Consider the following 25,485-nt stretch of genomic DNA (forward strand, 5'->3'; position numbering starts at 1 on the left):
AATTGCTTAAGATCAAGGAATAAACTTATACTGGTTTCCAGGCTCTAAAGGTAAAGATAACTCCATGCTCTCTTTATTGCAGATTAAAAATTTTGCGTTGGTCGATCGCTTAACCCTCCCGTTTGGTCAAGGGTTGAATGTGTTGACGGGGGAAACCGGGGCCGGAAAATCAATTATCCTAGATGCGATCGACGTTGTATTAGGGGGAAAAGTTAATAACCGTCTTATTCGTCAAGGAACTCAACACGCATCCCTAGAAGCAACCTTTGAGGGGAATACGAAGGTGTTACAGTGGTTAAAAGAGCAAGAAATTGATCCCTTGGATGATGGGACTGTGGTATGTTTACGAGAGTTGTCCTTAACAGGAGAAACCGTGCGATCGCGTTCCCGTATCAACGGCGTTCTGGTAAACTTGCAATTAATGGGACAATTTCGTAATTTTTTGGTAGAAATCACCGCACAAGGCCAAACTGTTCAATTAATGGATGCAACCCGACAACGGGAATTATTGGATCTCTATGGGGGTAATGTTATCCTCAAACAACGAAATTTAGTGGAATCTGCTCATGAAAATTGGAAAAAAACGGAAAAAGCTCTAGAAAAGCGAAAAAAATCAGAGCAAGAACGGTTGCAACGCCTCGATTTATTGGAATATCAATTAAAAGAATTGGATGAAGCGCAATTAAGCGATCCTGATGAACTTGAACAACTTGAACAAGAACGCGATCGCCTTTCTCATGTGGTAGAGTTGCAAAAATTAAGTTACGAAACCTATCAACTTCTCTATCAAAATGATAGTGGAGAACCAGCGATCGCTGATCGCCTGGGAGAAGCAGAAATGCTCTTGACAGATATGACAGAATATGATCGGGAAATTGAGCCATTATTAGAGATGATACAATCTGCTTTAACCCAGGTGGTAGAAGCAGGAAAAGAGATAAATGGCTACGGGGATAGACTAGAAGCCGATCCCCAGAGATTAACAGATGTAGAAGAGCGAATTAACCTAATTAAGCGTATTTGTCGCAAATATGGACCCAATTTATCAGATGCTATTAGTTTCTATGAGAAATTAAAGACAGAGTTAGATGAATTAAATGATAGTGAACAGTCCATTGAAAAGTTAGAAGCAGAATATAATCTCGCTTACGAAAACTTAGTTAAAACCTGTCAAGAATTAACCGCATTAAGACAAAAAGCAGCTACAAAACTAGAGAAACAATTAGTCAAAGAATTAAAACCTTTGGCTATGGATAAAGTCGTGTTTGTCTGTCAAATAACCCCTTGTTCTCCTAGTATAAATGGGAGTGATAAAGTAGTATTTTATTTTAGTCCCAACCCAGGAGAAAAAATACAACCTTTATCCCGTACTGCATCAGGGGGAGAAATGAGTCGTTTTCTTTTAGCATTAAAAGCGTGTTTTGCTAAGTCAGAAAAATCCTCTAGTACCTTGATTTTTGACGAAATTGATGCCGGTGTATCGGGAAAAGTTGCCCAAGCGATCGCAGAAAAATTACACAGTTTAAGCGAAACGTATCAAGTTTTATGTGTCACCCATCAACCGCTAGTTGCAGCAATGGCCGAAAATCATTTTCGGGTAGAAAAGCAAATTATTGAAGAACTCTCCCAACTTGAAAATGAAGAAAACGGACAATTAAGTTTACCTGAATTAAGAACAGTTGTCAGGGTGAAAGCATTAGAAAACATTCAAACTAGAAAAGAAGAATTAGCACAATTAACAGGGGGACATTCTTCAGAAGATGCAATGGAATTTGCAACATCTTTATTAGTTAAAGCAGAATCTTATCGCTTGGGAAAGCAGTCAATTTAGAACCAACAACTGATAATCAATCATTTAAACTAATTAGTAAGATACTGATTTTAACTCTAGTCATTTTAATTTCATCCTGGGCATTTTTAATACTAATAGATTAAATAATACACTTATGAGTAAATCGATTTATTTTTTTAGTAAAACCAATGATTGGTATGAGTTATCGAACTTTTATACATTTGGTTTTGTTGATGATGATAACTTGTATTGGCCAACCGTAGAACATTATTTTCAAGCCATGAAATTTTCCGAGCAAAAATACCAAAAATATAGGGAAAATATACGTCTTGCTGAAACTCCAGGGAAAGCCAAAAAATTAGGACAAACTAGAGAAATTCCCTTAAGAAAAGACTGGGAAACTGTTAAAGAAGAAGTGATGTTATATGCTTTAAGAAAAAAGTTCAGTCATCCTAAAATGAAAACAATCTTATTAAAAACTGAAACAAGACATCTTTACGAAAATTCTCCTTACGACTATTATTGGGGAATTGGTAAACAACATACTGGAAAAAATCGTTTAGGAGAATTATTAATGAAGGTACGAGAAGAATTATCAAATCTATAAAATAGGAATTATAGTAAGAACATGAAATATTTTAATTGAGGAATTCTCTAAAATGACTTTAAGAAAAATAACTCAAGAATTAGTTACTAAACATATTCAAAACATCAAAATTATTGCTACCGATATTGACGGAACTTTAACTAAAAATAGTGAATTTAGTAGTCAGTTATTCTTAACTTTAGAACAATTAAAACAACATAATATACAAGTTATACTAATTACAGGACGATCAGCAGGGTGGTGTCAAGGAATCGTTAATTATTTACCTGTTTGGGGTATTATTGCTGAAAATGGAGGTATTTATTGTTTAAAAGATAATCAAAAAATTACCCCATTAACAGCTATTAATAATGTCAGTAAACATCGTCAATCGTTACAACATAACTTTGAATATTTAAAATCTCAATTTCCTCAATTAATAACCTCTAGTGATAATCAATTCAGAATCACAGATTGGACATTTGATTGTCATGACTTAACTCAAGGACAATTACTAAATATCAAAAAAATTTGTGATAAAAATAACTGGGGTTTTACTTACAGTCATATTCAAGGACATCTCAAACCTGTAGAACAGGATAAAGCAAAAGCATTAATGAGGATCAAAGAAACATACTTTAAACAATTATCTTTACAAGAAATTATGACCGTAGGAGATAGTCCCAATGATGAAAGCTTATTTAATACAGACATATTTCCTATTTCTGTCGGGGTTAATAATATTCTCAAATATACAGAAAAATTACAATATAAGCCTGCTTATATAACTAACTTGTTAGAAATTGATGGATTTTGTGAATTAGCAAAATTATTGATTTAAAATAACTACATAATTAATAAAATATTCGAGTGTATTGTTGATTAAAGTCATAATTTTCAATAACATTTAAAATAACATTGACAAGTTTTTGACCACCTTGCATAGAAGGTTCAATAGGATTAGCATAATCTTGAGATTCATTAAACACTAATCTTAAATCAATGATAGGAAGACCCAATTTAAACCCCTGTGTCAGAATGACATCATTGAAAATAGTTAATGCTGTCATACTTCGTTTTTGTAACATTTTATCCGCAAAATTCGGATTATAAATAGTACAGATAGTCGTTGAGAGATGAAACCCCAGAATTGTTTTTAACAACTCCTGATATTGTTGTTCAAATTCTTCTCTTAACTTGGCCAGTTGGTCAAAAACTTGTGCAGAAGAATCCACCTTTTCATCTAAAATGTTAATAGAACTCAAGGAATCATTGCCACCCACACTGAGAATGAGATGAGTTGCATCTTTTGGTAGTTTTCCAAGTTGGCTATTAATATCCTCTACTTTATGGCCATCAACTGCATTTAGAGTTCCTTGCCAAGTCTCAGGTAGAACATTTTGTAACTGAGTAATAACATCAGGATTGTTCTCACCAACGTATGCAGCGTTATCAAAAATTGAATCACCAACTAAGATAATATGAGGCATTTTACTGTTTATTTTCCATGACCTAATCTATTTAAACTTTATCTTGAGTTAGTATTCAGTTGCAATACTCTCATGATAATGCCAACAATAAAGACAATAATAATCCCTAATAAAATATAGGTCAATGGATTTGCTATATATAAATAAGGAATGTCTCGGACTACTTTTTCAATGGAATCTGGTAACGCAAAGCGGATAAAGAAACCTAAAACCCAAGAAATTAGAACTGCAACAACTAGCCAAATTAGAATACGAATACTATTATAAATTGAAATCACAGAAGGTTGAGGCCAACCTAAAGAGGGTTTTCCAGGTTGAAAAGAATTCCCCTCTAATATCCAGTCCGCTAATTGTTTTATTAATGGGGTTTTTCGACTTGGTTTATAATTCAAATATTTAATATGACTCAACAAATGAATTCCTTCTGCTTTATAAGCAATTTCTTTTGGTTGTTGCTTATTTTCATTGGTTTTGAAGTTGAATAATGCGCTTCTTCCTGCTACGGGATCTGTCGGATCATAAATATTTAACCATTGAAATTTAGAGTTAAAAATATTGCTATCTTTATTCACAGGAACAATAGCTGGCCAAACTACACCAAATTTACTTAAAGGAGAACCATAAGTGACAAATCCTTGTAAGTTTTTAAACAACTCAGAACGAGAAACAATATCATTGTTGTTTAACCAAGCAGGACGAGAAGGAAACATATTCTCTTCTTCTTCCGATGTTAAACCTTTAGCTGCTTTTTGGGTTTGGAAATCGGGTCGATTCTTCCATTTTTTCCATAATTCTTGACTCAAATAATTAGGTAAAGCTTCCTCTGTTTCCATTAATCCATTAAACGCAACAAGGGTTCCTAAACTATGGGATAAAACATACCAGCGATCGTAATTCCTCAAACTCATGTTCACTAACCCTTTAACCATCCGTCGTCGAACGGAAACACGGGGAGGTTGTCCTAAATCTACTAAGGGGCCTTTTCCTGTTCTTTTTCCTTCTTGATAAAGCTTAACATCTCCTAAATATTGAACTAAAATATCAGGGCGTAAATCAAAGCCTAAGACTTTACGTAAAATAACACTCAAAAATGAAAGTACAGGAAGAACTAATAAAATAACCAAGGAGACCCAAAAGAAGCTTAAGCGACCTTTTAAGTCCATTTTAGGTCTGTTGCCCTGCATATCTTCAGGGGGTCTTACTTTATCACTTGTTGCTAAATTAGGATTACTATATTGTTTTCTTGACCATAAAGATAACCCCCACGCCCAAAAACCCAGTTCAGTTTTTAAGCTATCTGGATCTCCAAGATCCGCCCACCAAACCTCACTAAAAGCTAACTCTGTTATCTGATCATTTTTATCTTTAACTTCAATAATAAGAGGTTCTTTATCATCAGCTTGCCAAGTTTGTTGACTGGCTCCGTAAGCTCCTGTATTTTGATCATTGATAATGATTCTAACTTTGAGATTTTTTTTATTATCAGCTTTTAAAGCCGTTGCCATATCCCTAACAATTTCTTCAACTGTTTCAAATTTTTTCTGTTCACCAATGCCGTGAACTACTAAAATTCCGACTTTTGTTACCATGAGAATAACTCCTATCTTTAGTTTTTAAAAATACAAGATATTTTTTGAGTATTAATATAGGGTTATTTTAACTGAGATTCACTGAACAATCATATGAATTTTTATTGCATTTGCTATTAAAAATATATTTTAAAAGTCAATAAAATTATTAATTATTAATCATTGGTCTAAGCTTGCTAGTTCTCCACCCCGAAGACGCAACTATGGTATTCTATGGTGAAACTTACAACAGATTAAAAATCTTTTAGTAAAACTCCCTCATCTCATAGTTTTCATGACGACTCAACTCTCCTCTTATGAATTCGAGGTTGTCACAGTCAACCCCCAAGGCGAAATTACTCAACGGGAAAACAAAAAAACCTTATATTTCCTAGAAAAATTAGAACACGAATCTACCTTAGAAATGGTAGCCATTCCAGGGGGAACCTTTTATATGGGTTCTTTGAAGACAGAAGAAGGATGCTTATCTTCCCAAACCCCTCAACATTTAGTCACCCTCAAACCCTTTTGGATGAGTAAATATCCTATTACTCAACACCAATGGAAAGTCGTGGCCAAACTGCCTTGTATTAAACAATTTCTCGATCCTGAGCCAGCTAATTTTTCTAATCCGAATCGTCCTGTAGAACAAGTTTGTTGGTACGATGTCCAAGAATTTTGTGCTAGGTTATCCGAATATAGTCAACGGTCTTATTATCTCCCTAGTGAAGCTCAATGGGAGTATGCTTGCCGTGCTAATACAACCACCCCTTTTCATTTCGGGGAAACCATTACCACAAACTTAGCTAACTATTCTGGGGTTGACTGGGAGTATCAAGGGAAAATTTGTAGTAAAGGGTCTTATCGTCATGGGCCATTGGGAGAAGATCGACGGGAAACCACTGCGGTAGGACATTTTGGAGTTGCTAATAGTTTCGGACTTTATGATATGTACGGTAATGTCCGAGAATGGTGTGAGGATGTCTGGCATAAAAATTATGTAGGATCTCCTGACAATGGCCAGGCTTGGATTGGCCATACAGAAGAAACCAGACGAGTTTTAAGAGGAGGATCATGGAATTGTTCTCCCCATAAATGTCGTTCAGCTTACCGAGCTAAACTTGATCCCCTGACATCCCTTTATGATATTGGCTTTCGTATCGTTCATTATTAATTGACATAGGAGAATCCCTATCATGATATGATGAGTGAGCAAGAAAAACCATGCTTTTCCCATCATTACCCTTATGCCTCAAGCCGTTGGTGTCATTCAAACTGTAGGATTTCCCGCCGTGTTAGCAGCAGCTGATGCAATGGTAAAAGGAGGAAGGGTGACAATTGTTTATTCTGATAAAGCCGAACGTGGAGAATTTTTAGTAGCCATTCGTGGCCCCGTTTCTGAGGTAAAAATCGCTATGGAAGCAGGAAAAGAAGCAGCTGAAAAATCTTACAATGGTAAAGTATCTAGTCATTACATTGTCCCTAACCCCCCAGAAAACTTGCTCAGTATCCTACCTCTAGATTTCACAGAAGAAATTGAACCATTCCGAGTTTCATAAAGTTATCAAGATAAAGGAGTGAAAAATCCTGTCTCTTGATTATATTGCAGGGTAAAGCTTTATTAATTTTGACTATTGCTCTGCAATCGTAGCAAAGTTTAACGATGAAACGTCTGACTTCGTTATTGCACCCTTTCACCATAAAATTAATCCTATTGTTAACAACGCCATCAATCACTATTTAGGAGACTTCCTATGACTCAAAAAGCTGTCGGATCAATTGAATCAAAAGGTTTTCCAGGAATTTTAGCGGCCGCTGACGCTATGGTTAAAGCAGGAAGAATTACCATCGTTGGTTATATTCGAGCCGGAAGCGCTCGTTTTACTCTCAATATTCGCGGAGACGTTCAAGAAGTTAAAACCGCTATGGCTGCTGGAATTGATGCCATTGAACGGACAGAAGGGGCTACCCTAGAAACTTGGGTAATTATTCCTCGTCCCCACGATAATGTTGTTGGAGTCTTACCCATTGATTATAGCGATCAGGTGGAGACGTTTCGCCAAGCAGCCGAAGGTATTGCCCTTCCTGCTTCAAGTTCTTAATTTTTTTTATGTGAACTTGGCTCTTAATGGGGGCGATGTTGCCCCCTCGAATTCTATCGCTAAGCTTTCATCAAGAATATAATCGGTCTTCATAAAAGTCTTCACAGCATACCTGTGTCACCCCTTCTAGCCCTAATTCTTCTAGATAATTCATCCAAGCTTCTGGGGTATCGTCAACGGGTAAAACACCTAGAACCCTAGCTACATCAGCAACCCAAGGAACCGTAGAGATACAATAACCTTTCCAGTGAACCTCTAAAGATAGCCAATCAGGAACTTGATGGGCATCAAACTGGGTAGATGCTCGATAATCTGCTTGAAAACAGTAAATTTTACCTGTTTTGCTCATAGTTTAAGGAAAATAGAAAATAAAACAACCTGTCAATTGACGGGAGACTTAAATCATTAACGCCTCGTTTACTGATCATGGGATAACACATTTATCTCTCAAAAATCAGCGATCGTGTCATCAAAAAAACACAAAGTTAGGGAAAATTGAATAAATTGAGTTAAACCATGAATAATATATAAGCAAACCCTTGATCACAAGACTGATTTTTAGATTTTTTTTGTTTAATTCTTAACATTTAATTTTTATAATCGATGACTAAGAAATCTCAGCCATTCTATTTTGCAATGGCTAAGCTAATAATTAATATTTTATTTTTTCATAGGGTTCGAGGTGGTTAATGTTAATGGAGATCAAGCAATGGTTAAAACGAAAAATTCCCAGAGTTCCCCCGGATATTAGGGAAAAATTGCAACAAGAACTTTTAGACGAGGCTGAACTCGATACTGAATTTCTGGTTTTAACGATTAGTTCTTGTGTTATTGCCACCCTTGGACTTTTAATTAACAGTGCTGCCGTCATTATCGGTGCTATGTTAATCGCTCCTTTAATGTTACCGTTACGGGGTTTAGCGTTAGGAATGTTAGATACCGATCGCATTTTGGTAAGAATTAGTTTGATGACCCTAATCATTGGAACGGGAACATCGATGATGATTTCTGCTTTGGTTGGAGCGTTTTTCGGTCTTCCAGAAGCCTCTTTTGGTTCAGAAATTTTAGGACGCACTCAACCCAATTTAGCGGATTTAGGGGTTGCTGTGGCCGCAGGGGCTATTAGTGGTTTTGCGAAAATTCGTCGTAAACTCAGCGATGCTTTAGCAGGAACCGCTATTTCTGTAGCCTTGATGCCTCCTTTATGTGTTGTTGGTATTGCCCTATCTCAACAGTCGTTACCCCTAGCCAGTGGCGCATTTTTGCTGTATTTAACCAACCTTTTAGGCATTACCCTATCTTGCATCGTTATCTTTATTTTTGGGGGTTATTACCTCAATTACAGCCAAACCAGTCAAGCGTTGAGTGGCTTTGTGGCCATGACAGGAATTTTAGTGTTTCCTTTGTTTATCAGTTTTGGTAATCTTCTTCGACAAGAAAGGTTTGAAGGAAAAATTAAAACCCTCTTAGAAAATAGAACTGTTACCGTTGGTCAACAAAGTGAGTTAGTTGGTTTAAAAGTTCAATGGCCAACGTTTCCCTGGAGTAAAGAATATCCCATTATCTTAGTGACCGTTCAAGAAAATATTAAAAACCCCATTACTCCCACTCAGGTTAGCTTAGTTGAACAGTTAATTAAGACGGAGTTGGGGCAAAAGTTTAAACTCGTCTTCCGTGTCAGTCAACTACGAGAAGTAGTGGCCGACTATGAACGGCCTTTATCGACTCCTCAGTTATTTGGTCCCGTGTCTCCTCCTCCTGTTTCTCCCTTACCTCGACAAGACATTTCTCCGTCTGTTTGGTCAGAAGATAAGGAATAATATCAACAAAAAGACAGAAGGTAGAAGAATGTTAAGCTAACATTTTCTCAGGAAAATACTTCTTGAGCTTGTTTAATTTAGGAGGAATACTAAATAAGCAGTAAGGTTGATTAGGATGCTTTTTGAAATAGTTTTGATGATAGTCTTCTGCGGGATAATAGTCGGTTAATTCTTTTAATTCTGTGACAATTTTCCCATTAAAAACATCTTCCTTATTGAGCTTATCAATCACTTGCTTCGCAGTTTCGAGTTGTTCTTGTGAGTTCCAGAGAATAATAGAACGGTATTGAGTTCCCACATCGTTTCCTTGTCGGTTTAATGTAGTAGGGTCATGACTGACCGTAAAAAAGATTTGTAATATCTCTGTTAAGGAAATCTTCTTAGAACTAAAGGTTACTTTAACCACTTCTGCGTGTCCAGTTCTACCACCACACACTTGATCATAAGTTGGATTTTTCGTATCTCCTCCTGCATAACCAGATTCAACACTTTCTACCCCTTCGACATTTTGATAAACTGATTCGACGCACCAAAAACAGCCACCACCTAATACAATTGTCTCTGACATTTTTTTATCTCCGTTATTAATTATAATTGCTACATTTCTTAATATAACAGTTTCTAATTAGATTTTCATTAAATTTCTGCCAAAAGTCATAATTAAAAAGTATGAGATAATAATTGATTATTAATTATTCATTGGTAACGTCCATCCTAAACGAGTCGGTTGCTCATAAATTCTTTTTAAAGTGTTAATATCCCTAGAAGAAATAGGAATAGATGAACTGACTTGTGAAAAATAAAGGACATCATTTTTTTGTAAACTATGACCCCAAATTCCTAAACCATGGCCTAATTCATGACGCGCTGCGGATAGGGTTGCAAGAGGACCTAAACGGGGACTAATTTGTATGATCATTTTATGGAAAAGTTTATTATCTTTAATATAGAATTCATAGCGAGTTTGCGCTGTTTTTGCTCTAGGAATTTTTAGGTTTCCTGTTTCTGGATCAATTTCTGCATCAATAGGTGGGTCAATTCTTTGTATAATAATATCGGCTAATTCTCGTTGAGAAACTTCTGTTATGGGTAAATAACTATTCCATTCAGTGATAGAAGTTTCAACTGCATTAACCCACTGATTAAAACGACGAGTTGTTGCAGCAGTATCATTAGGATTATCGGGACGATTAAAATATATTTTAATGGGAAACTTTGACCACAGTAAATATCCTGCTACACTGGGTTGAATTTGTTCAAAATAATCCCCTGAATAAGGTTCATTTTTCCATTGATTTAAGGGGGTGGGTAAGGAATGACTTTGTAAAGGGGGTAAGGATTTTTCTAAGTCTTTTTCTAACGCAGAAGATGGAGTAATAATTAATAAAATAAAAAAAACAATGATCAGGAATGGTAAGGATAATTTAAAGTAAAATTTATCTTTTTGTCGTTTTTGCATAAATCAATAGATTAATTTGTTTCTTAACCTAGAATCTATACTATCAAATTCGGATTCAGTTTAGGAGTTTGGAGTGTATAGCGATAATATTATCTAAATTCAGGTATCCAGGATAACAAGTTAGAGAAAACGAATAAGTTACTTTTCGTAAATTTCCCTAACTGAGTAAAAATGTTGCCTTAAACTATATCAATCATTTTAATATAGTTGAGCTTGACGACGATCCAATCTTTTTTTGATCCAATCAATACAATCATTAGGACTTAGAAATAAAGTTGGTGCAGCAATATTTCTTAATTCATGGGAAGGATAATGATCATAAAAACATCTCTTTCCTTCTTGATGAATAATAATTAATGTATTTTGGTAAGTATAGCGTTGATTAAAATAATTATCTTCTTTTAAATTGACACTATATTGATTAAGATGTTCTTGAGCAATATCTATGATCCCACCTAATGTATTAGAACAGAGTCCCGTGGGATTTTTAGCTTTGTGGAATTCATCATCGTAACCCTCTGCTGATAATAAAGCATAGGAATAAATAAATTCTCCACTAACTTTAGCAATAAGAAAAGGAATAATTAAATATCCTTGGTAACTTTTAGATTTTTCGTACAGAAAACGATTCATAATTAACCATCATTTATTTTTAAGGGGTTATAGCAAACTGACTCAAACTTAAGTGAATTTGCTATATAGTTATGAAAGAAATCATTATCTATAAAAGGAACGCAAAAAATTGATTCATAAGAACAGTTTATGAATTGTCCCTAGAAAAAACACAACTTCCTTAAAGGTTGTGTACGGTTTATTATCAATTTAATGCTGTTGTCAGTATATCAATGAATGTAACCTAAGCAAAGCCCCTAACGCAAAAACTTACCTAATGGGGATCAACAAATATCATGATAAACATTATAAAAATATCATCAAATTACAAATTCATCAAATTTAATCGCATTAGAATCAGGTTTACGGATATCAAAGTAATAACTACTAACTGTTCCTTTTTTTGTATCTAAAATGCTAAAAACGGTAATTTCATTACTGGCAATGTAAGGTAAAGGATGATTATTTTCATCTATTAAAGGTGCTAAATTAGGAATGACGGGTTTAAGTCCATTGGGATCGCCAATTTCGACATAGTTTAACGCAGAATAATCAGGCGGAATTGGTCTTTTATTTTCTCCTAAATGTGCGCCGTAACTATTACCTACATTAGAAGATTCGAGAAAATTAATACCATTAGAACTGATAAAACGGTTCCACAGATGAGAATGACCATAAAATACTAAGTTAACATTTGCTGTTTCTAAAAGTGGCATTAAATCTTGAATAAGATAATCTTTTTCTTTGGGATATTGGTAACGAATTTCTGTTATATTTCCATCAGCATCCTTATTGATTTTTTGTATGGGATCGGTATAAGGTGGAACAATATTGCCTCCTAAGGTATGAACGGGATGATGAAACATTACTATTTTATATTTTGCTTTTTGAAATACTTCACTTTTTAGTTCTTTTTCTAACCATTGATACTGTTCACTTCCTTTTTTAATCGGTTTAAAAATATGTTGACCATAACCCCAATTTTCAGCGTTATTAAAGTCTTTTTCTGCTTCTTGATATCTTCCTTTGACATTCTTATCTAAGCTAGGAGAACGCCAAATATTAGTCACTTGTAAAACCACTAAACGAATGTCACCAAAAGTGACAGCGTAATAATGACTGTTATTCGATTGTGTTTGAGGAAAGGAAAAAATCTCTTCATAAGTATCGGTATTAAATGAATTGTTTTTTATCCAATTTTCTTTAAAATCACTATCATAATTGGGGTTGATACCATCAGCTTTTTCTGAGTAAAGACTTTCAGCCACTTCTCTAGGAATAGCATCTACAAATTGTTTAGATAGACCTTTGCTCTCTGACCATTTTCCCATGACTTCATGATTACCAATGGTAGGAAATAATGGGGCAGATTGAATCAATTGACCTCCACGATAAACGGTTTTTGTCTCTTCAGTTTCTATTGTATAATTAGCTAATCCTTGCAGACAAGGAAAAAAAGCCCCACCTCGTTTATCATCAAACCATTCTGAAGCGCGGTCAGGAACATTAACTAAATCACCAGCAAAAAAAATAGCATCAATTTTACCCATCGTTTCCGCAACTTTTTGTAAATTAGCTGCTACCATTGGCTTTAATTGATGGTCAGAGGTTAATAAAATTTTTAAAGGCGTTTCTTTTTTAGGAGAAGAAGTTAAAGAAAAAACATTGCTTTCTATTTTATTTTCTTTAACTAAACTCACCACTTTATAAGGAACTTTCTTTCCTTGATTCAACTCTGTAATTTCTCCTTCGTGTCGCCAAATATTGCGTCTGGTTGTTTGCGAATAATCACCCTTTACCTTTGATTGTTCATCTTCTCTCGTACGACTTAATTCAGTTGTCTTAGCAATTATTTCTTTGTCTAAATTGTCTCCATAAACAATTTTATGTTCAATTCCCGGAAATTCAGTAAACCAAATAACTTTAACCGATGATTCCGTAGGAAACTGTAAAAACGGATCGCTTAGTAAAGAATAATCTAAATTAGAATGACTAGAAGACATTTGTATAACAAATAAAAAAGCGAGGATAAATAATAGCGTAGGAATAATTCTTACAAAATTCGAGATTTTCAATTTTTTAACTAAATCTTAAATAACAACAAAAATAAAGTTATAATTAAGCATTTTTGAACAAATGAACTAAAAAAGTTAGAAAAACATAATAAACTATGAGTGAAAAATCATAAAAATTGAGTATTTCAGAGTTTTCTATGAGGACGGGGTAATAATATTTACTTAAGATAGGTTGCAGATAAAGAGAAGCTTGCTAAACTAAATCTAGATAACTAATGAATCTACCTATGAAGATTCTTGTACTTTCATCCCTTTTTCCTTATCCACCAATACAGGGAAAAGCCCAGGTAAGAACCTTCTCCTTACTCAAACATCTTAATACAAAGTATGACATTACCCTAGTTACCCAAGAACCCGAACAAGTGTTAGAGGAGGATATTGATGCGCTACAGCAGCACATTAACAATTGTATTGTTTTTCCTGCTGTCAACCATCATGAAAATGGCAAAGGTTTCTTAGAAACGGCTAAACAACTAGGGGTATTTGTGCAGCAAGGAACACCACCGAGGGTGTTATCTCATTATTCGTCTGCTATTCAAGAATGGTTAGATCAAGCAATTGAATCTGAAAAGTTTGATATCTTGTTATGCGAAGGAAGTGCGAATGAAATTTATGTTAGACCAGAATGGCAAACAAAAATCCCGACAGTGATTGATATTCATCGTTCTGTCTATGGGATGTATAAACATCAAATTGAAACCAATTCTAATGATAGCGGATTAAGGGATCAATTAAGTTTACCCCTATTACGTCGCTATGAAAGACAATATTGTCATAAATTTGCATCCGTTGTCGCAGCGAATCAAACCGAACAACAAACCCTAAAAAACTTAAAATTAGAAGTCCCTGTTATCCTCGTTCCCAATGGACTCAACTTACAAGTTTTTCCAAAACGTTCTAATAATAAGGACGGACACCGTATTACCTTTGTTGGTGCTATGGACAAACCTGCTAATGTCGATGCTGCACGGTTTTTTAGTTTAGAGGTTTTTCCGAAAATTCGCCAACGCTATCCCGATGCAACCCTTGATCTCGTGGGAAGTCGGCCGGTTGAAAAAGTTTTAGAATTAAAGGAACTTTCAGGGGTTCACGTCACGGGACAAGTCCCTTGTGTTCTTGACTACCTCCATAACACCACTGTATCAGTTATTCCCATTCGCAAAAGTGTCGGAACGAAAATGCGAACTCTTGAAGCATTGGCCACCGGAACCCCATTAGTAGCTAGTGATTACGGTTTAGAAGGATTACCCGTTGATGGGCCAGGGGTTCCTTTAGTAGCCATGAGAGCCAATAATGTAGATGAATATGTTTATGCAGTAGGCCGTCTCTTTCAGGATGCAAAGCTAAGAGAAAAATTATCCCATAACGGACGGACTTTAGTCGAAAATAAATATACTTGGGAACAAATGACTCAACGTTATGAACAAGTGTTGTTAGATACCTATACTAAATTCACACCCTGAAATGGTCTATACCCCTTCTTATAATCATGTCTAATGCTCAAATTGCTGCTATCATCTGCACCCATAACCGCGATCGCTATTTAGGTGATGCTATTAAAAGTCTTTTAGCTCAAGAGGGGGTAATCTATGAAGTCCTAATCGTCGATAATGGCTCCACAGATGGTACAAAAGAAGTGGTTGAACCCTTTTTATCAAATACTCACCTTAGATACGTTTATGAGCCAATTTTAGGGCTATCCGTTGCTCGTAATCGAGGAGCTAAAGAAACTACTGCTCCCATTTTAGCCTATCTTGATGATGATGCGATCGCTTCACCTCACTGGTTAAAGGTTCTGGTAGACGCTTATGAACGCAAAGAAAAATTAGCGATCGCGGGGGGTAAAGTCACCTTAATCTGGCCTGATCATATGACTCCGCCGGCTTGGATTTCTCAAGAGTTAGCAGGAGGATTAGGAGCTTATGATTTAGGGGAAGAAGAAGTATCAATCACCAACCCCCAACTTACCCCAAGAGGTTTAAATTATTCCCTGAGACGGTCATTTTTAGAGAAAATTGGTGGTTTCGATGCTAATTTAGGTAGAGTCGGCCAAAAACTGCTATCTAACGAAGAATTATTTATGACAGAATTAGCCTTAAATCAAGGATGGGAGGTTGCCTATCTTCCTGATGCACTGGTTGCCCATAATGTTGCTCCGGAAAGGCTTCAACGAAGTTGGTTTTTACGGCGTAGTTGGTGGCAAGGGGTGAGCGAATGTTATCGAGAAGAAATTGCTGGCCGTACTGGTATTAATCAGTTAGGAAGAGGAGGAGAAAGATTACTTAGAGGTTTATATAAATCTGTAAAATATCTTGGTAAACCGGCACAAAGTTTTGATAATTTAGTTTATGCTTATGGTCAAATTGGCTATTTAAAAGAAGCTTTACAATTATTCTTCAAATCTTCTAATTCTTCAACAAAATAACAATATAAAATGGGACAAAAAACAGCTTTAATTTGTGGCATTTCTGGACAAGATGGGTCTTATTTAGCTCAGTTTCTTTTAAACAAGGGTTATTTGGTTTGCGGAACCTCACGGGACGCTCAAATGTCCTCGTTTCAAAACTTAGTTCGTCTGGGAATTCGCAAACAAGTTAAAGTTGAATCCATGGCTTTAAATGACTTTCGGAGTGTTCTACAAACTCTCAATAAAATTGAACCCGATGAGGTCTATAATTTAGCGGGTCAAAGTTCCGTGGGATTGTCTTTTGAACTTCCTGTAGAAACATTAGATAGTATCGCCACGGGTACTTTAAATTTACTTGAGGCCATTCGTTTTACCGATGCACCGATTAAGTTTTATAATGCAGGGTCAAGCGAATGTTTTGGGGATATTGGGACAACCCCGGCCGATGAATTAACCCCGTTTCGTCCTCGCAGTCCTTATGCTGTAGCTAAATCTGCGGCCTTTTGGGAAGTGGCAAATTATCGAGAAGCTTATGGTATTTTTGCCTGTTCTGGTATCTTATTTAATCACGAATCTCCTCTTCGTCCCCAACGATTTGTGACTCAAAAAATTGTCGCAACAGCTTGTAAAATTGCTAAAGATCACTCCCAGAAATTACAACTAGGAAATGTTAAGATTAGACGGGACTGGGGATGGGCCCCTGAATATATTCAAGCCATGTATTTAATGCTGCAACAACCCCAAGCTGATGATTATGTTATTGCTACAGGAGATAGTTATTCTTTAGAAGAGTTTGTCATTGAAACCTTTAATTGTTTAGAATTAAATTGGCAAGATTATGTAATCACTGATCAAAGTTTATTTCGTCCTACCGATATCTCTTACAGTTGTGCTAATCCAAGCAAAGCAGAAGAAAAATTAGGTTGGAAAGCTCAATATAAAATGCCAGAGGTGGTCAAAATGATGGTAGAACATAGGCTAAGTCATAACAAAGGGTAGAAAGTCGAAAACCCCTACCCTTCAATGAATTAATTCAATGATTTGAACTTAGAAACGGCCACGGCCTCCTCGACCACCACCGTTAAAAGAACCACGAGGTTGACGTTCTTTTGCTTTGTTAACTTTTAAGGTGCGACCCATCCATTCAGCCCCATCTAGGGTAGAGATAGCTTTCTCTTCTTGATCATCAGAAGTCATTTCTACAAAAGCAAAACCACGCATACGGCCGGTATCACGATCAGTAGGGATATGAACACGCTTAACCTGACCATAATCTGTAAAGACTTCGCTAAGGTCTTCTTTGGTTACGTCATAGGATAAATTTCCTACATAAATTGACATTTTTAGATTATCTCCGCTATTTACAAGGATTGTAGAGATTGAGTGATCGGAGAGAATCGTATCAAGGCTGAAAGGGAAAGACCCGTCAATGCTAATAACAAAATCTGCTACCGAATACTTATTTGTCTCACTTGATATAATAACATATCTTTTGGATTAAGATCATGCAGGTTTACTTGTCGTTTCCATTACTCTGATGCAATGAAATTATTAATGATTTGTGCTACTTTTCCTTATCCTCCCAGTCGAGGGGGAACTCAAGTTAGAACCTTTAATTTATTAAAACAGTTAAGTTATCATCATGAAATCACTTTTTTAACTCAAAAAGCTGAAGATATTACTACAGAAGAAATAGAAGCTTTAAAGCATTGGGTTAAAAGTTTAATACTCTTTCCTCGTCCTGCTAACCCCAAAACAGGACTACTTAAAAAATTTAACCGATTTAGTCAATTTTTAATAACAGGAACCCCTCCTAATGTTTCTTTTTTGTACGACCAGTCTATTCAAAAGTGGCTTGATCAAGCAGTTGAAAACAATAATTTTGATGCCATTACTTGTGAACACAGTGTGAATGAAATTTATATTCGTCCTTCTTATAAAAATAAGATAAAAACCATTATTAATAGTCATAGCTCTGTCTACCGAACCTGTAAACATCAATTAGAAACAGGAACCTCTGAAAATTTTAAACGTGATCGCCTTTATTTACCGTTATTAAAACGTTACGAAAAACGAGTTTATCAGAAGTTTTCCCATATTGTTGTCACCACAGATGAAGATTATCAACAACTGAAAGAATTTAAGATCGATACTCCAGTTTCTGTACTTCCTAATGGGGTTGATTTAGACATTTTTCCTTATCGAAAAAGTGACCCAGGAGGTCATCATTTGATTATTACGGGGGGAATGGATTATGTGGTAAATATTGATGCTGCTTGCTTTTTTAGTCAAGATATTTTTCCTTTATTACGTCAAAAATATCCTGATCTTACTTTAACTATTGTTGGTGCAAATCCTGCACCTTCAGTTATAAAATTAGCAGAAATCCCAGATATTATTGTCACGGGAAAAGTGCCTTCAATGGCAGAGTATTTGCATAAAGCAACGGTGTGTGTCATTCCTTTAAGGTCAGGATTTGGTATTAAAAATAAAACCCTAGAAGCAATGGCTGTAGGGGTTCCTATCGTAGCAAGCGATCGCGGTTTAGAAGGAATGGAAGTTGATGGAAAAAACATCCCTTTAAGAGCGTTAAGAGCGAATACAATAAAGGAATATATGAAAGCTATTAGTAATTTATTTGAAGATAAAAAATTACGCCAGACTTTATCAAAAAATGCTCGATATTATGTAGAAAATCATTTTACTTGGGAAAGTTTAGGGAAAGAATATGAGAAAATAATTATGGATAAATGTAAGTTACGATAGCACTATAAATTATGGTTAAGACCTTGTAGGAATTCAGATCAATTGAAAACTGCTATAATGAAAATGACGTACCCCATGAGGTTGAAATACCTTCGTTTTTTCAGAAATGTCGAAATTATAAATTTATAATATTTGTTGTTCTCTATTTTAGTTATTTTTTATGAATCAACCGTTATCGAACAAAGTTGCCCTCGTCACTGGTGGCTCCCGTGGTATCGGAGCTGCGATTTGCCAGAAGTTAGCAAGTCATGGTGCCCATGTGGTAGTGAATTACGCCAGCAGTCCCGATGCAGCTAAAAAGCTGGTGGAGCAGATTGTGACTGATGGCGGACAGGCGATCGCTATCAAAGCTGATATGAGTGACCCGGCTCAAGTGATCAGCCTGTTCAACGAAGCCGAAAAGAGTTTGGGTAAGGTCTCAATTTTGGTTAATAATGCAGGAACTGCCGTCCCTGGAAGCCTGGCCGAGATTACCGACGAAGATTTTGACAAGCAAATTAACCTTAACGTGCGTGGGGTGTTTGTCGCCAGTCGAGAAGCTGCTCGACGTATGGAGTCGGGCGGACGCATCATCAACATTGGTAGTTCTTTGGGCGAAGCCGTACCCATGCCAGGACTTTCCATCTACTGCGCCACTAAATTCACCATAGCCGGTCTGACCAGAGGTTGGGCGCGAGATCTCGGTCCGCAGAAGATTACTGTCAATTGTGTGGAACCCGGGCCAATTGATACCGAATCGAATCCCGCTGATGGACCACAAGCTAACTACCAAAAGGCTGTGACCGCTCTCGGTCGCTACGGCAAACCCGAAGAGGTGGCTTCCCTGGTAGCGTATGTTGCTTCACCGGAGGCCAGCAATATTACTGGAGCAACCCTGCGTGTGGATGGCGGTTGGGGCGCATAGATGTTGAAAGAGATTTTTTGATAAAAGAACTTTGAGGACAATTTATTCTCCAGTTTAAACTAATTCAATATGAGAATCATCTCCTACCATGAATCTCAGAGCTTTTGGTCGTTGAGGAGCCATTTCTAGTTTAGCTCGTTGTCCAATTAAACTATCAACAATTCTTTGATGTATTTTTAATACTTGTGCGCCTTCTAAAAGGACACTATGTTCAATATCAGCATCGATTAAAGTACATTGATCGCCAATACTTGTATAAGGACCAATAAAACAATTTTCAATATGACAATTTTCTCCGATCATAACAGGTCCGCGAATGGTACTGTTAATAATTTTTGAGCTTTTTTTTATATTGACTCTACCACTTATTTTACTACATTGATCAATATTTCCTGCTTTATCGATGGTTAAATTCGTGTCTAATATAATGCGGTTTGCTTCTAGTAAATCATCTTTTTTTCCTGTGTCTAACCACCAACCATTTAATTGAACTGATTCAACAATTTTTTCACTATCAATTAATTTTTGAATAGCATCGGTAATTTCTAATTCTCCCCTCGCTGATGGTTGAATGTTCTCAATAGCTTCATGAATACCAGTAGAGAAGAAATAAACCCCAACCAGTGCTAAATTTGACGGAGGATGTTTGGGCTTTTCAACTAATTTTAATACTCGTCCTTTTTCGTCCACTTCAGCTACACCAAAAGCAGTAGGATTAGGGACGGAACGCAATAAAATTAATCCATCTAAATGCTTATTTTTAAACTTATCTAAAAAGAGGTTCAGATCATCTTGAATTAAGTTATCCCCTAAATACATAATAAAGGGGTCATTTCCTAAAAAGGGTTGGGCTACTTTTACCGCATGGGCTAATCCTAAAGGTTCCTCTTGTACAATATAGGTAATATTTGCTCCTAAATGTTTACCCTTATCGGTTTTTTTGCGTATTTCTTCCCCTGTTTCGGGACTAATAATAATACCAATCTCGGTAATTCCCGCTTTAACAATCGACTCAATTCCGTACCATAGAATGGGTTTATTCGCAACAGGAACTAATTGTTTTGCACCTGTATAAGTAAGGGGTCGTAGTCTGGTTCCTTTTCCGCCGGAAAGAATTAATGCCTTCATAATTTTAAGTTAGTTATTTAGAGAGTTTTATTAACATTTCTTTAAGGGAATCACGCCAATAGGGTGCATTGTATCCTAATAGGTTGGCCGTCTTTTTTCCAGATAAAACTGAATAATGAGGACGTTTAGCTGGTGTGGGATATTCTTCGGTTGTAATAGGATTAACTTGTTTAATATTTAGAGGAAAACCAAGATTTTTAGCCTCTTCAAAAATAGCTACTGCTAAATCATACCAGCTTGCTACACCGCTATTTGTAAAATGATAAATTTCTCTTGTTTCTGCTAGATTAAGTTTAGTTAGTATTTGGGAGATTGTATTAGCAATATCATAAGACCAGGTGGGACTGCCAACTTGATCACTAACAATGCCTAATTGCTCTTTTTGCTGACCTAAACGTAACATAGTTTTGACAAAGTTACCTTTCCCTTCAGTACCATAAACCCAAGCTGTTCTTAAAATAACATAGCGATCGCCGTTTTTTTCGATACCCTGTTCTCCTGCGAGTTTGCTTTTTCCATAAACTCCTAAAGGGTGAGTGATATCTGTTTCTAAATAAGGCGTATTTTTCTTCCCGTCAAACACATAATCTGTAGAAATATGCAATAGAAATGCACCTATTTTTTTAGCTTCTTCTGCTATGATTGCTGGAGCAACTCCGTTAACTGCAAAAGCTAAGTCTGATTCACTTTCTGCTTTGTCAACGGCAGTATAAGCAGCAGAATTAATAATAATATCGGGTTGAATTTTTTGGATAACTTGACGAATATTATCAGGAGAGGTTAAATCAAGTTGCTGACGGTTAGTAGCAATGACTTCTCCAATAGGGCTTAAGGTTTGCTGTAAGTCTTGGCCAACTTGTCCATCACTTCCGGTTAACAATATCTTGTACATGGGTATTTTACCTAAGAAGCTATGAAGTCACTTATTATTTTACAGGTTTTAGGTGTAATGCAATCGCAAAAGGTAATCAATCCCGCTTTTGAGACTATGATTTTTACTGTAGTATCATGGTACGATATAAAAAATTTTTTAATAGCCTAATAGAGTAATCTTATGCACTGGACTGTTGTTGCACCTTTTTTTGAGAAAAATAATATGGACCAAGCTCGATGGCTAGACGATTTTGTTCCTTCTGGGGAACATCAATTCACAAAAATTCCCCGTAAGGAAAATTCAACTAATTTAGGCTGGCACAATCGTTCATCACGAAATACCCCTTTAGAAGAATGGTTGATTCACTGGAATCAAAGTGGAGATGCTTGGGGACAAACTATTGGAGGTTGTATTACTGTTTTCCCTCAACTAGCAAGTTTGATCGGATGGAGAAAGCGTTTTTCGAGGAAGAATGTACCAGTCATAGCATGGTGTTTCAATATTGGAAAACTTTATTCAGGGATCAAACAGTCACTAGCTAGTGCTGGACTTAGAGAAATAGATCAGTTTGTTGTTCATTCAAAAAAAGAATGTGAAACGGTAAGCTCTTGGTTAAAACTCCCTGAAAGTAGATTTAAATTCATTCCTTTACAACGAGCACCTATTCCGATAGTAACCTCAGAAGAAATGGATAATCCTTTTGTCGTCGCAATGGGATCAGCTAATCGTGACTATCAAACATTATTTAATGCTGTGAAAAAACTGGGAGTACGAACCATTGTTGTTGCTGCTCAACATTCAATACAAGGTTTAGCTATTCCTTCTAACGTAGAGGTTCGTTCAGGCCTGACTCCACAACAATGTCATGTTTTAGCTCAGAAAGCAAGAGTGAATATTATTCCATTAATAGAACATACTACAGGAGCAGGTCAAGTAACTATTGTTGAAGCGATGCGTATGAGTCGTCCTGTGATCGCTACTCGTTGCGTAGGTTCAGAAGATTATATTGACCATGGTCGAACAGGACTATTTGTGAAACCTTACTCTATTGACGATTTAAGTAGTGCTATTGCTCAATTATGGTCTGATGAGAAATTACGGAGTTCTATGGCTAAAGAGGCAGGTAACTATGCCGAAATGAATTTTTCTGATGAATCGGCAGGAAGGCATTTAGGTAAAATCCTCGATCAACTGACATAGTAATAGATTAATAACTTTGGACTGGAAATCTTGTATTATTCCTAACAATGTGGAAGTTTATTAGCTTCACAATATAAGTTTAAAATTGCCAATAATCAATTCTATAATATTCTCCTTTAAAGACTATAGCTGCTAAATAGTGGTCTTCAGGAATAAAAGAAAATATTTGCCAAATTTCCCTATTAAAACCAGGAAGATTAAGAAATTTTATTGGTTCATTCGGGGAAATTTCTACTTTTTCTAATCCTCCACTTATTCCTTTTCCAATAGCTTTTAAATAAGCTTCTTTTACTGTCCACAATTTAAAAAACTCTCGTTCTTTTTCTGCGGACGATAATAAACTAATATATTCATATTCTTGCTTAGAAAAGAAACGTTTTGCTAAATTCTCTGCTTCTGGCATCGGACGTATATATTCAATATCAACTCCAATCAAAGAATGACAAGTTATGCCATAAATTGCAATATCTTCTGAATGGGATACATTAAACTGTAAACCAAGTTTATTGATTTTATCTAATAACTTAGGTTTTCCATAATCATTATACTCAAATTCAATTTCTTGAGGAGATATTAACAAATAATAACTTAAAATCTGTTTTAAGCTACTTCTTGCTATAGTAAATCTTTTTTGATGTTTTTCAAAGCGAAATCGTTGAGCTTTATCCTTTTCATCTTCATTTAAAATTTTGAAACTCTTTTGAACATTGATAGATGATTGTTCTAAGTTTTTTTTCCATATATGAACTTCTTGGGAATTAATGTTTAAGTTCTTAGAAGGACTTTTCCATACTATATTCATAATTTAGTTATCAATCATAAAGATTAAGCAATAGAAAGAGAAAAGCGGAAAACACTTCCTTTTCCTATCTCACTTTCTACTTCAATTTTACCCCCTTGTAATTCTACCAGACGACGAGTAATTGCTAGGCCGATTCCTGTCCCTCCAGAATACCGTGAACGGGATTTATCGGCACGCCAAAATCTTTCAAAAACATAGGGTAAATCTTCGGATTTAATCCCTATTCCTGTGTCAATAATTTCGATCCAAACTTGTTTCTTTGTTGACCAAGCTTTAATCGTAATTGTTCCTATTTCTGTATAACGAATGGCATTACCCATTAAATTAACTAATATTTGTTCAATGCGATCGCTATCTGCTAAAACTTGAGGTAATTCTTGAGGACAGTTTAATTGAATTGTTGGGCCGTCTTCGAGTATTTGATCGCTAAATCTTTCTACTAAAGACTTTAATAAAGGAATCATATTGATAGGATGTAAAGTAATAGAAAGATAACCTGCTTCTGCTTTAGAAAGTTCTTGCAGATCATGAATTAATCTTTCTAATCTTCTCGTCTCTTTAACTAAGTTTAAATAGAGATCAGGATTTCCTTCAATGGAACCATTAGCTAATTCTTCTAAATAACCCCTCATAACAGTTAAAGGCGTTCTTAACTCATGGGTCATATCACTAATTAATTCTCGTCTTCTTTTTTCAACTCCTTCTAAACTATTAGCCATGATATTGAAGCTATTTCCTAATTGATCCCATTCTGGAATATCGGTTTCTGGCATTCTTTCATCTAAATGACCTTGCGCTAATTTTTGAGTAATTTCTTTCATTTGATTTAAAGGTTTCATCGTACGTCGAGAGACAAAATAACTCACACCTCCAGCAGCACTAACACCGAAAATTACTGACCAAAATGCGCTATTATTCCACGCTGTTTCAAAGCCTTTAACTAAATAAGTTCTCGCTGAACGAACCGTAAAAAAACCTTGTTGTTCTAGTTTTTCCAAGCGAATAACAAACATTCTAGGTGAAGAAAATTTAGCAATACAAATAAAACTACCTAATCCCACAAACATCACTAATAAATGAGATAAAAATAACCGTGTTCCTAGAGTTAATTTAGACATTTTTTTATGTTAATAAAAGTTATTCAGACGTATAAAGACTGACTAATTTAGCAATAGCAATTGCTGGATACATTTGTCCAACTAAAGCTTCTGCATTAGTTAAAGTCATAGCAAAAGCATTATTAGGGGTAATATCACCATAGCCTAAGGTTGTTAAGGTTGTGAAGCTAAAATAAAATAAAGAAGATTCTTCTAAATGGTCAGGGAGAGAGAAAGCATTGGGATCAAAAAATAAAACAATTTTATATAAACTAAACCAGAAAACTCCTAAAAGTAAATAAACACAAATACTTCCTCTAATCACTTGTTTATCGACTTTTTCTTCGTTGGAAATTCTAAATCCAATCGCTAAAATAACCAGTATGTTAAAGAGACTATAAGAACAATCAGATATTAAAGAACTGATCGCTGTTAAAGTATCAGAAGGTAAAACAATAATATCAGCAATAAACCCTAAAGCAGCAAATACCCTCAATAAAAAAAGTATATTATTAGGTAAATTAAGGGTGTTTAAACCTAAAAATAACGTGACAAGAAAGAAAATACTAACCAGCCAACCAATAGAACTATTTAAAGAGGCAAATGGAGCCAATAAAAACAGTAAAACAAGACCAATAAAAAGTTTATTGTATCCGGTAGCTAAAGAATAAAATCTCCAAGGAACTTTCATGATTATATTGAGCTAAATATTAACCATGATAAAACAAAAACAAAAGTTAAGAAAGAAGATAAATAAATCTCAATGAAACAAATTATTTAATTTAGTTATCAATAAGCGATAT

26 protein-coding genes are annotated in these 25,485 nt (G+C 35.6%); 13 read left to right on the plus strand and 13 right to left on the minus strand.

The genetic code is table 11. From position 1 onward, the window contains the following. Window positions 1-64: 64 nt before the first annotated feature. The 3 genes from recN to CY0110_RS00295 all read left to right on the plus strand — a co-directional run bounded on the left by recN (window position 65) and on the right by CY0110_RS00295 (window position 3,219). Window positions 65-1,831 carry a DNA repair protein RecN gene (recN, locus tag CY0110_RS00285; RefSeq protein WP_008272513.1) on the plus strand — a complete coding sequence of 589 codons (1,767 nt, stop codon included), beginning with the start codon at window positions 65-67 and terminating at the stop codon, window positions 1,829-1,831. 115 nt (window positions 1,832-1,946) lie between these two features. Then, a complete protein-coding gene (locus CY0110_RS00290) occupies window positions 1,947-2,399 on the plus strand; it encodes an NADAR family protein (protein WP_008272514.1) in 453 nt (150 codons plus the stop codon). A 52-nt stretch (window positions 2,400-2,451) separates the two neighbouring features. After that, entirely contained in the window at window positions 2,452-3,219 is a 768-nt protein-coding gene (locus tag CY0110_RS00295) for an HAD-IIB family hydrolase (RefSeq protein ID WP_008272515.1), read from the plus strand. A gap of 13 nt (window positions 3,220-3,232) precedes the next feature. On the opposite strand, the gene CY0110_RS00300 is transcribed toward CY0110_RS00295, so the two are convergent. Together CY0110_RS00300 and CY0110_RS00305 are read right to left on the minus strand one after the other, a co-directional pair. After that, window positions 3,233-3,868, minus strand: a complete 636-nt coding sequence (locus tag CY0110_RS00300; RefSeq protein WP_008272516.1) for an SGNH/GDSL hydrolase family protein — start codon at window positions 3,866-3,868, stop codon at window positions 3,233-3,235. A gap of 38 nt (window positions 3,869-3,906) precedes the next feature. Then, window positions 3,907-5,457, minus strand: a complete 1,551-nt coding sequence (locus tag CY0110_RS00305) for a hypothetical protein (RefSeq protein WP_008272517.1) — start codon at window positions 5,455-5,457, stop codon at window positions 3,907-3,909. A gap of 274 nt (window positions 5,458-5,731) precedes the next feature. Between CY0110_RS00305 and CY0110_RS00310 the strand changes: the two genes are divergently transcribed. From CY0110_RS00310 to CY0110_RS00320, 3 genes are all read left to right on the plus strand, one after another. Further along, entirely contained in the window at window positions 5,732-6,610 is an 879-nt protein-coding gene (locus CY0110_RS00310) for a formylglycine-generating enzyme family protein (protein WP_008272518.1), read from the plus strand. 73 nt (window positions 6,611-6,683) lie between these two features. Then, window positions 6,684-6,995, plus strand: a complete 312-nt coding sequence (locus tag CY0110_RS00315) for a carbon dioxide-concentrating mechanism protein CcmK (protein ID WP_035797956.1) — start codon at window positions 6,684-6,686, stop codon at window positions 6,993-6,995. A 195-nt stretch (window positions 6,996-7,190) separates the two neighbouring features. Next, on the plus strand, window positions 7,191-7,538 hold the full coding sequence (locus CY0110_RS00320; protein WP_008272520.1) for a carbon dioxide-concentrating mechanism protein CcmK: 348 nt from the start codon (window positions 7,191-7,193) through the stop codon (window positions 7,536-7,538). 70 nt (window positions 7,539-7,608) lie between these two features. On the opposite strand, the gene CY0110_RS00325 is transcribed toward CY0110_RS00320, so the two are convergent. After that, window positions 7,609-7,887, minus strand: a complete 279-nt coding sequence (locus CY0110_RS00325) for a hypothetical protein (protein WP_008272521.1) — start codon at window positions 7,885-7,887, stop codon at window positions 7,609-7,611. Window positions 7,888-8,227: 340 nt separating this feature from the next. Here CY0110_RS00325 and CY0110_RS00330 point away from each other — a divergent pair, with 340 nt between their 5' ends. Further along, window positions 8,228-9,358: a TIGR00341 family protein gene (locus tag CY0110_RS00330; protein ID WP_008272522.1), complete on the plus strand. Its 1,131-nt coding sequence runs from the start codon at window positions 8,228-8,230 to the stop codon at window positions 9,356-9,358. A gap of 31 nt (window positions 9,359-9,389) precedes the next feature. Here CY0110_RS00330 and msrA read toward each other — a convergent pair whose 3' ends face one another. The 4 genes from msrA to CY0110_RS00350 all read right to left on the minus strand — a co-directional run bounded on the left by msrA (window position 9,390) and on the right by CY0110_RS00350 (window position 13,432). Then, window positions 9,390-9,926, minus strand: a complete 537-nt coding sequence (gene msrA, locus CY0110_RS00335) for a peptide-methionine (S)-S-oxide reductase MsrA (RefSeq protein WP_008272523.1) — start codon at window positions 9,924-9,926, stop codon at window positions 9,390-9,392. A 120-nt stretch (window positions 9,927-10,046) separates the two neighbouring features. Beyond that, entirely contained in the window at window positions 10,047-10,817 is a 771-nt protein-coding gene (locus CY0110_RS00340; RefSeq protein ID WP_008272524.1) for a peptidase, read from the minus strand. 198 nt (window positions 10,818-11,015) lie between these two features. Then, window positions 11,016-11,450, minus strand: coding sequence for a hypothetical protein (locus tag CY0110_RS00345; RefSeq protein ID WP_008272525.1), 435 nt, complete (start codon window positions 11,448-11,450; stop codon window positions 11,016-11,018). A gap of 299 nt (window positions 11,451-11,749) precedes the next feature. Continuing rightward, window positions 11,750-13,432, minus strand: coding sequence for a metallophosphoesterase family protein (locus CY0110_RS00350; RefSeq protein WP_008272526.1), 1,683 nt, complete (start codon window positions 13,430-13,432; stop codon window positions 11,750-11,752). A 299-nt stretch (window positions 13,433-13,731) separates the two neighbouring features. On the opposite strand from CY0110_RS00350, the gene CY0110_RS00355 reads away from it, so the two are divergent. The 3 genes from CY0110_RS00355 to CY0110_RS00365 are packed head-to-tail and all read left to right on the plus strand — an operon-like array spanning window position 13,732 to window position 16,910. After that, entirely contained in the window at window positions 13,732-14,967 is a 1,236-nt protein-coding gene (locus CY0110_RS00355) for a glycosyltransferase family 4 protein (protein WP_232285660.1), read from the plus strand. Between the two features lie 26 nt (window positions 14,968-14,993). After that, window positions 14,994-15,929: a glycosyltransferase family 2 protein gene (locus CY0110_RS00360; protein WP_008272528.1), complete on the plus strand. Its 936-nt coding sequence runs from the start codon at window positions 14,994-14,996 to the stop codon at window positions 15,927-15,929. A 9-nt stretch (window positions 15,930-15,938) separates the two neighbouring features. Beyond that, the gene (locus CY0110_RS00365; RefSeq protein WP_008272529.1) at window positions 15,939-16,910 is read left to right on the plus strand and encodes a GDP-mannose 4,6-dehydratase; all 972 of its coding nucleotides are present in this window, start codon (window positions 15,939-15,941) and stop codon (window positions 16,908-16,910) included. A 48-nt stretch (window positions 16,911-16,958) separates the two neighbouring features. On the opposite strand, the gene CY0110_RS00370 is transcribed toward CY0110_RS00365, so the two are convergent. Next, window positions 16,959-17,252 (minus strand): RNA recognition motif domain-containing protein, encoded by a 294-nt coding sequence (locus tag CY0110_RS00370; protein ID WP_008272530.1) that lies wholly within the window; start codon window positions 17,250-17,252, stop codon window positions 16,959-16,961. Between the two features lie 201 nt (window positions 17,253-17,453). Between CY0110_RS00370 and CY0110_RS00375 the strand changes: the two genes are divergently transcribed. Then, window positions 17,454-18,677: a glycosyltransferase family 4 protein gene (locus tag CY0110_RS00375; RefSeq protein ID WP_198139083.1), complete on the plus strand. Its 1,224-nt coding sequence runs from the start codon at window positions 17,454-17,456 to the stop codon at window positions 18,675-18,677. A 160-nt stretch (window positions 18,678-18,837) separates the two neighbouring features. Continuing rightward, entirely contained in the window at window positions 18,838-19,581 is a 744-nt protein-coding gene (locus tag CY0110_RS00380) for an SDR family NAD(P)-dependent oxidoreductase (protein WP_008272532.1), read from the plus strand. A gap of 54 nt (window positions 19,582-19,635) precedes the next feature. On the opposite strand, the gene CY0110_RS00385 is transcribed toward CY0110_RS00380, so the two are convergent. Together CY0110_RS00385 and rfbD are read right to left on the minus strand one after the other, a co-directional pair. Then, complete coding sequence (locus CY0110_RS00385) at window positions 19,636-20,709, minus strand: glucose-1-phosphate thymidylyltransferase (protein ID WP_008272533.1); 1,074 nt, start codon at window positions 20,707-20,709, stop codon at window positions 19,636-19,638. A 13-nt stretch (window positions 20,710-20,722) separates the two neighbouring features. Continuing rightward, window positions 20,723-21,601: a dTDP-4-dehydrorhamnose reductase gene (rfbD, locus tag CY0110_RS00390; RefSeq protein ID WP_008272534.1), complete on the minus strand. Its 879-nt coding sequence runs from the start codon at window positions 21,599-21,601 to the stop codon at window positions 20,723-20,725. 162 nt (window positions 21,602-21,763) lie between these two features. On the opposite strand from rfbD, the gene CY0110_RS00395 reads away from it, so the two are divergent. Next, entirely contained in the window at window positions 21,764-22,783 is a 1,020-nt protein-coding gene (locus CY0110_RS00395; RefSeq protein WP_035797911.1) for a glycosyltransferase, read from the plus strand. A 79-nt stretch (window positions 22,784-22,862) separates the two neighbouring features. Here the strand turns inward: CY0110_RS00395 and CY0110_RS00400 are convergent, their stop codons facing one another. From CY0110_RS00400 to CY0110_RS00410, 3 genes are read right to left on the minus strand one after another with little or no spacing between them, the layout of a single operon-like run. Next, window positions 22,863-23,585 carry a 4'-phosphopantetheinyl transferase family protein gene (locus CY0110_RS00400; RefSeq protein WP_008272536.1) on the minus strand — a complete coding sequence of 241 codons (723 nt, stop codon included), beginning with the start codon at window positions 23,583-23,585 and terminating at the stop codon, window positions 22,863-22,865. A 23-nt stretch (window positions 23,586-23,608) separates the two neighbouring features. Further along, the gene (locus CY0110_RS00405) at window positions 23,609-24,703 is read right to left on the minus strand and encodes a HAMP domain-containing sensor histidine kinase (RefSeq protein ID WP_008272537.1); all 1,095 of its coding nucleotides are present in this window, start codon (window positions 24,701-24,703) and stop codon (window positions 23,609-23,611) included. Window positions 24,704-24,722: 19 nt separating this feature from the next. Continuing rightward, window positions 24,723-25,373 carry a potassium channel family protein gene (locus tag CY0110_RS00410; protein WP_008272538.1) on the minus strand — a complete coding sequence of 217 codons (651 nt, stop codon included), beginning with the start codon at window positions 25,371-25,373 and terminating at the stop codon, window positions 24,723-24,725. Window positions 25,374-25,485 lie beyond the last annotated feature (112 nt).

It is taken from the genome of Crocosphaera chwakensis CCY0110, from assembly GCF_000169335.1.
GTDB lineage: Bacteria > Cyanobacteriota > Cyanobacteriia > Cyanobacteriales > Microcystaceae > Crocosphaera > Crocosphaera chwakensis.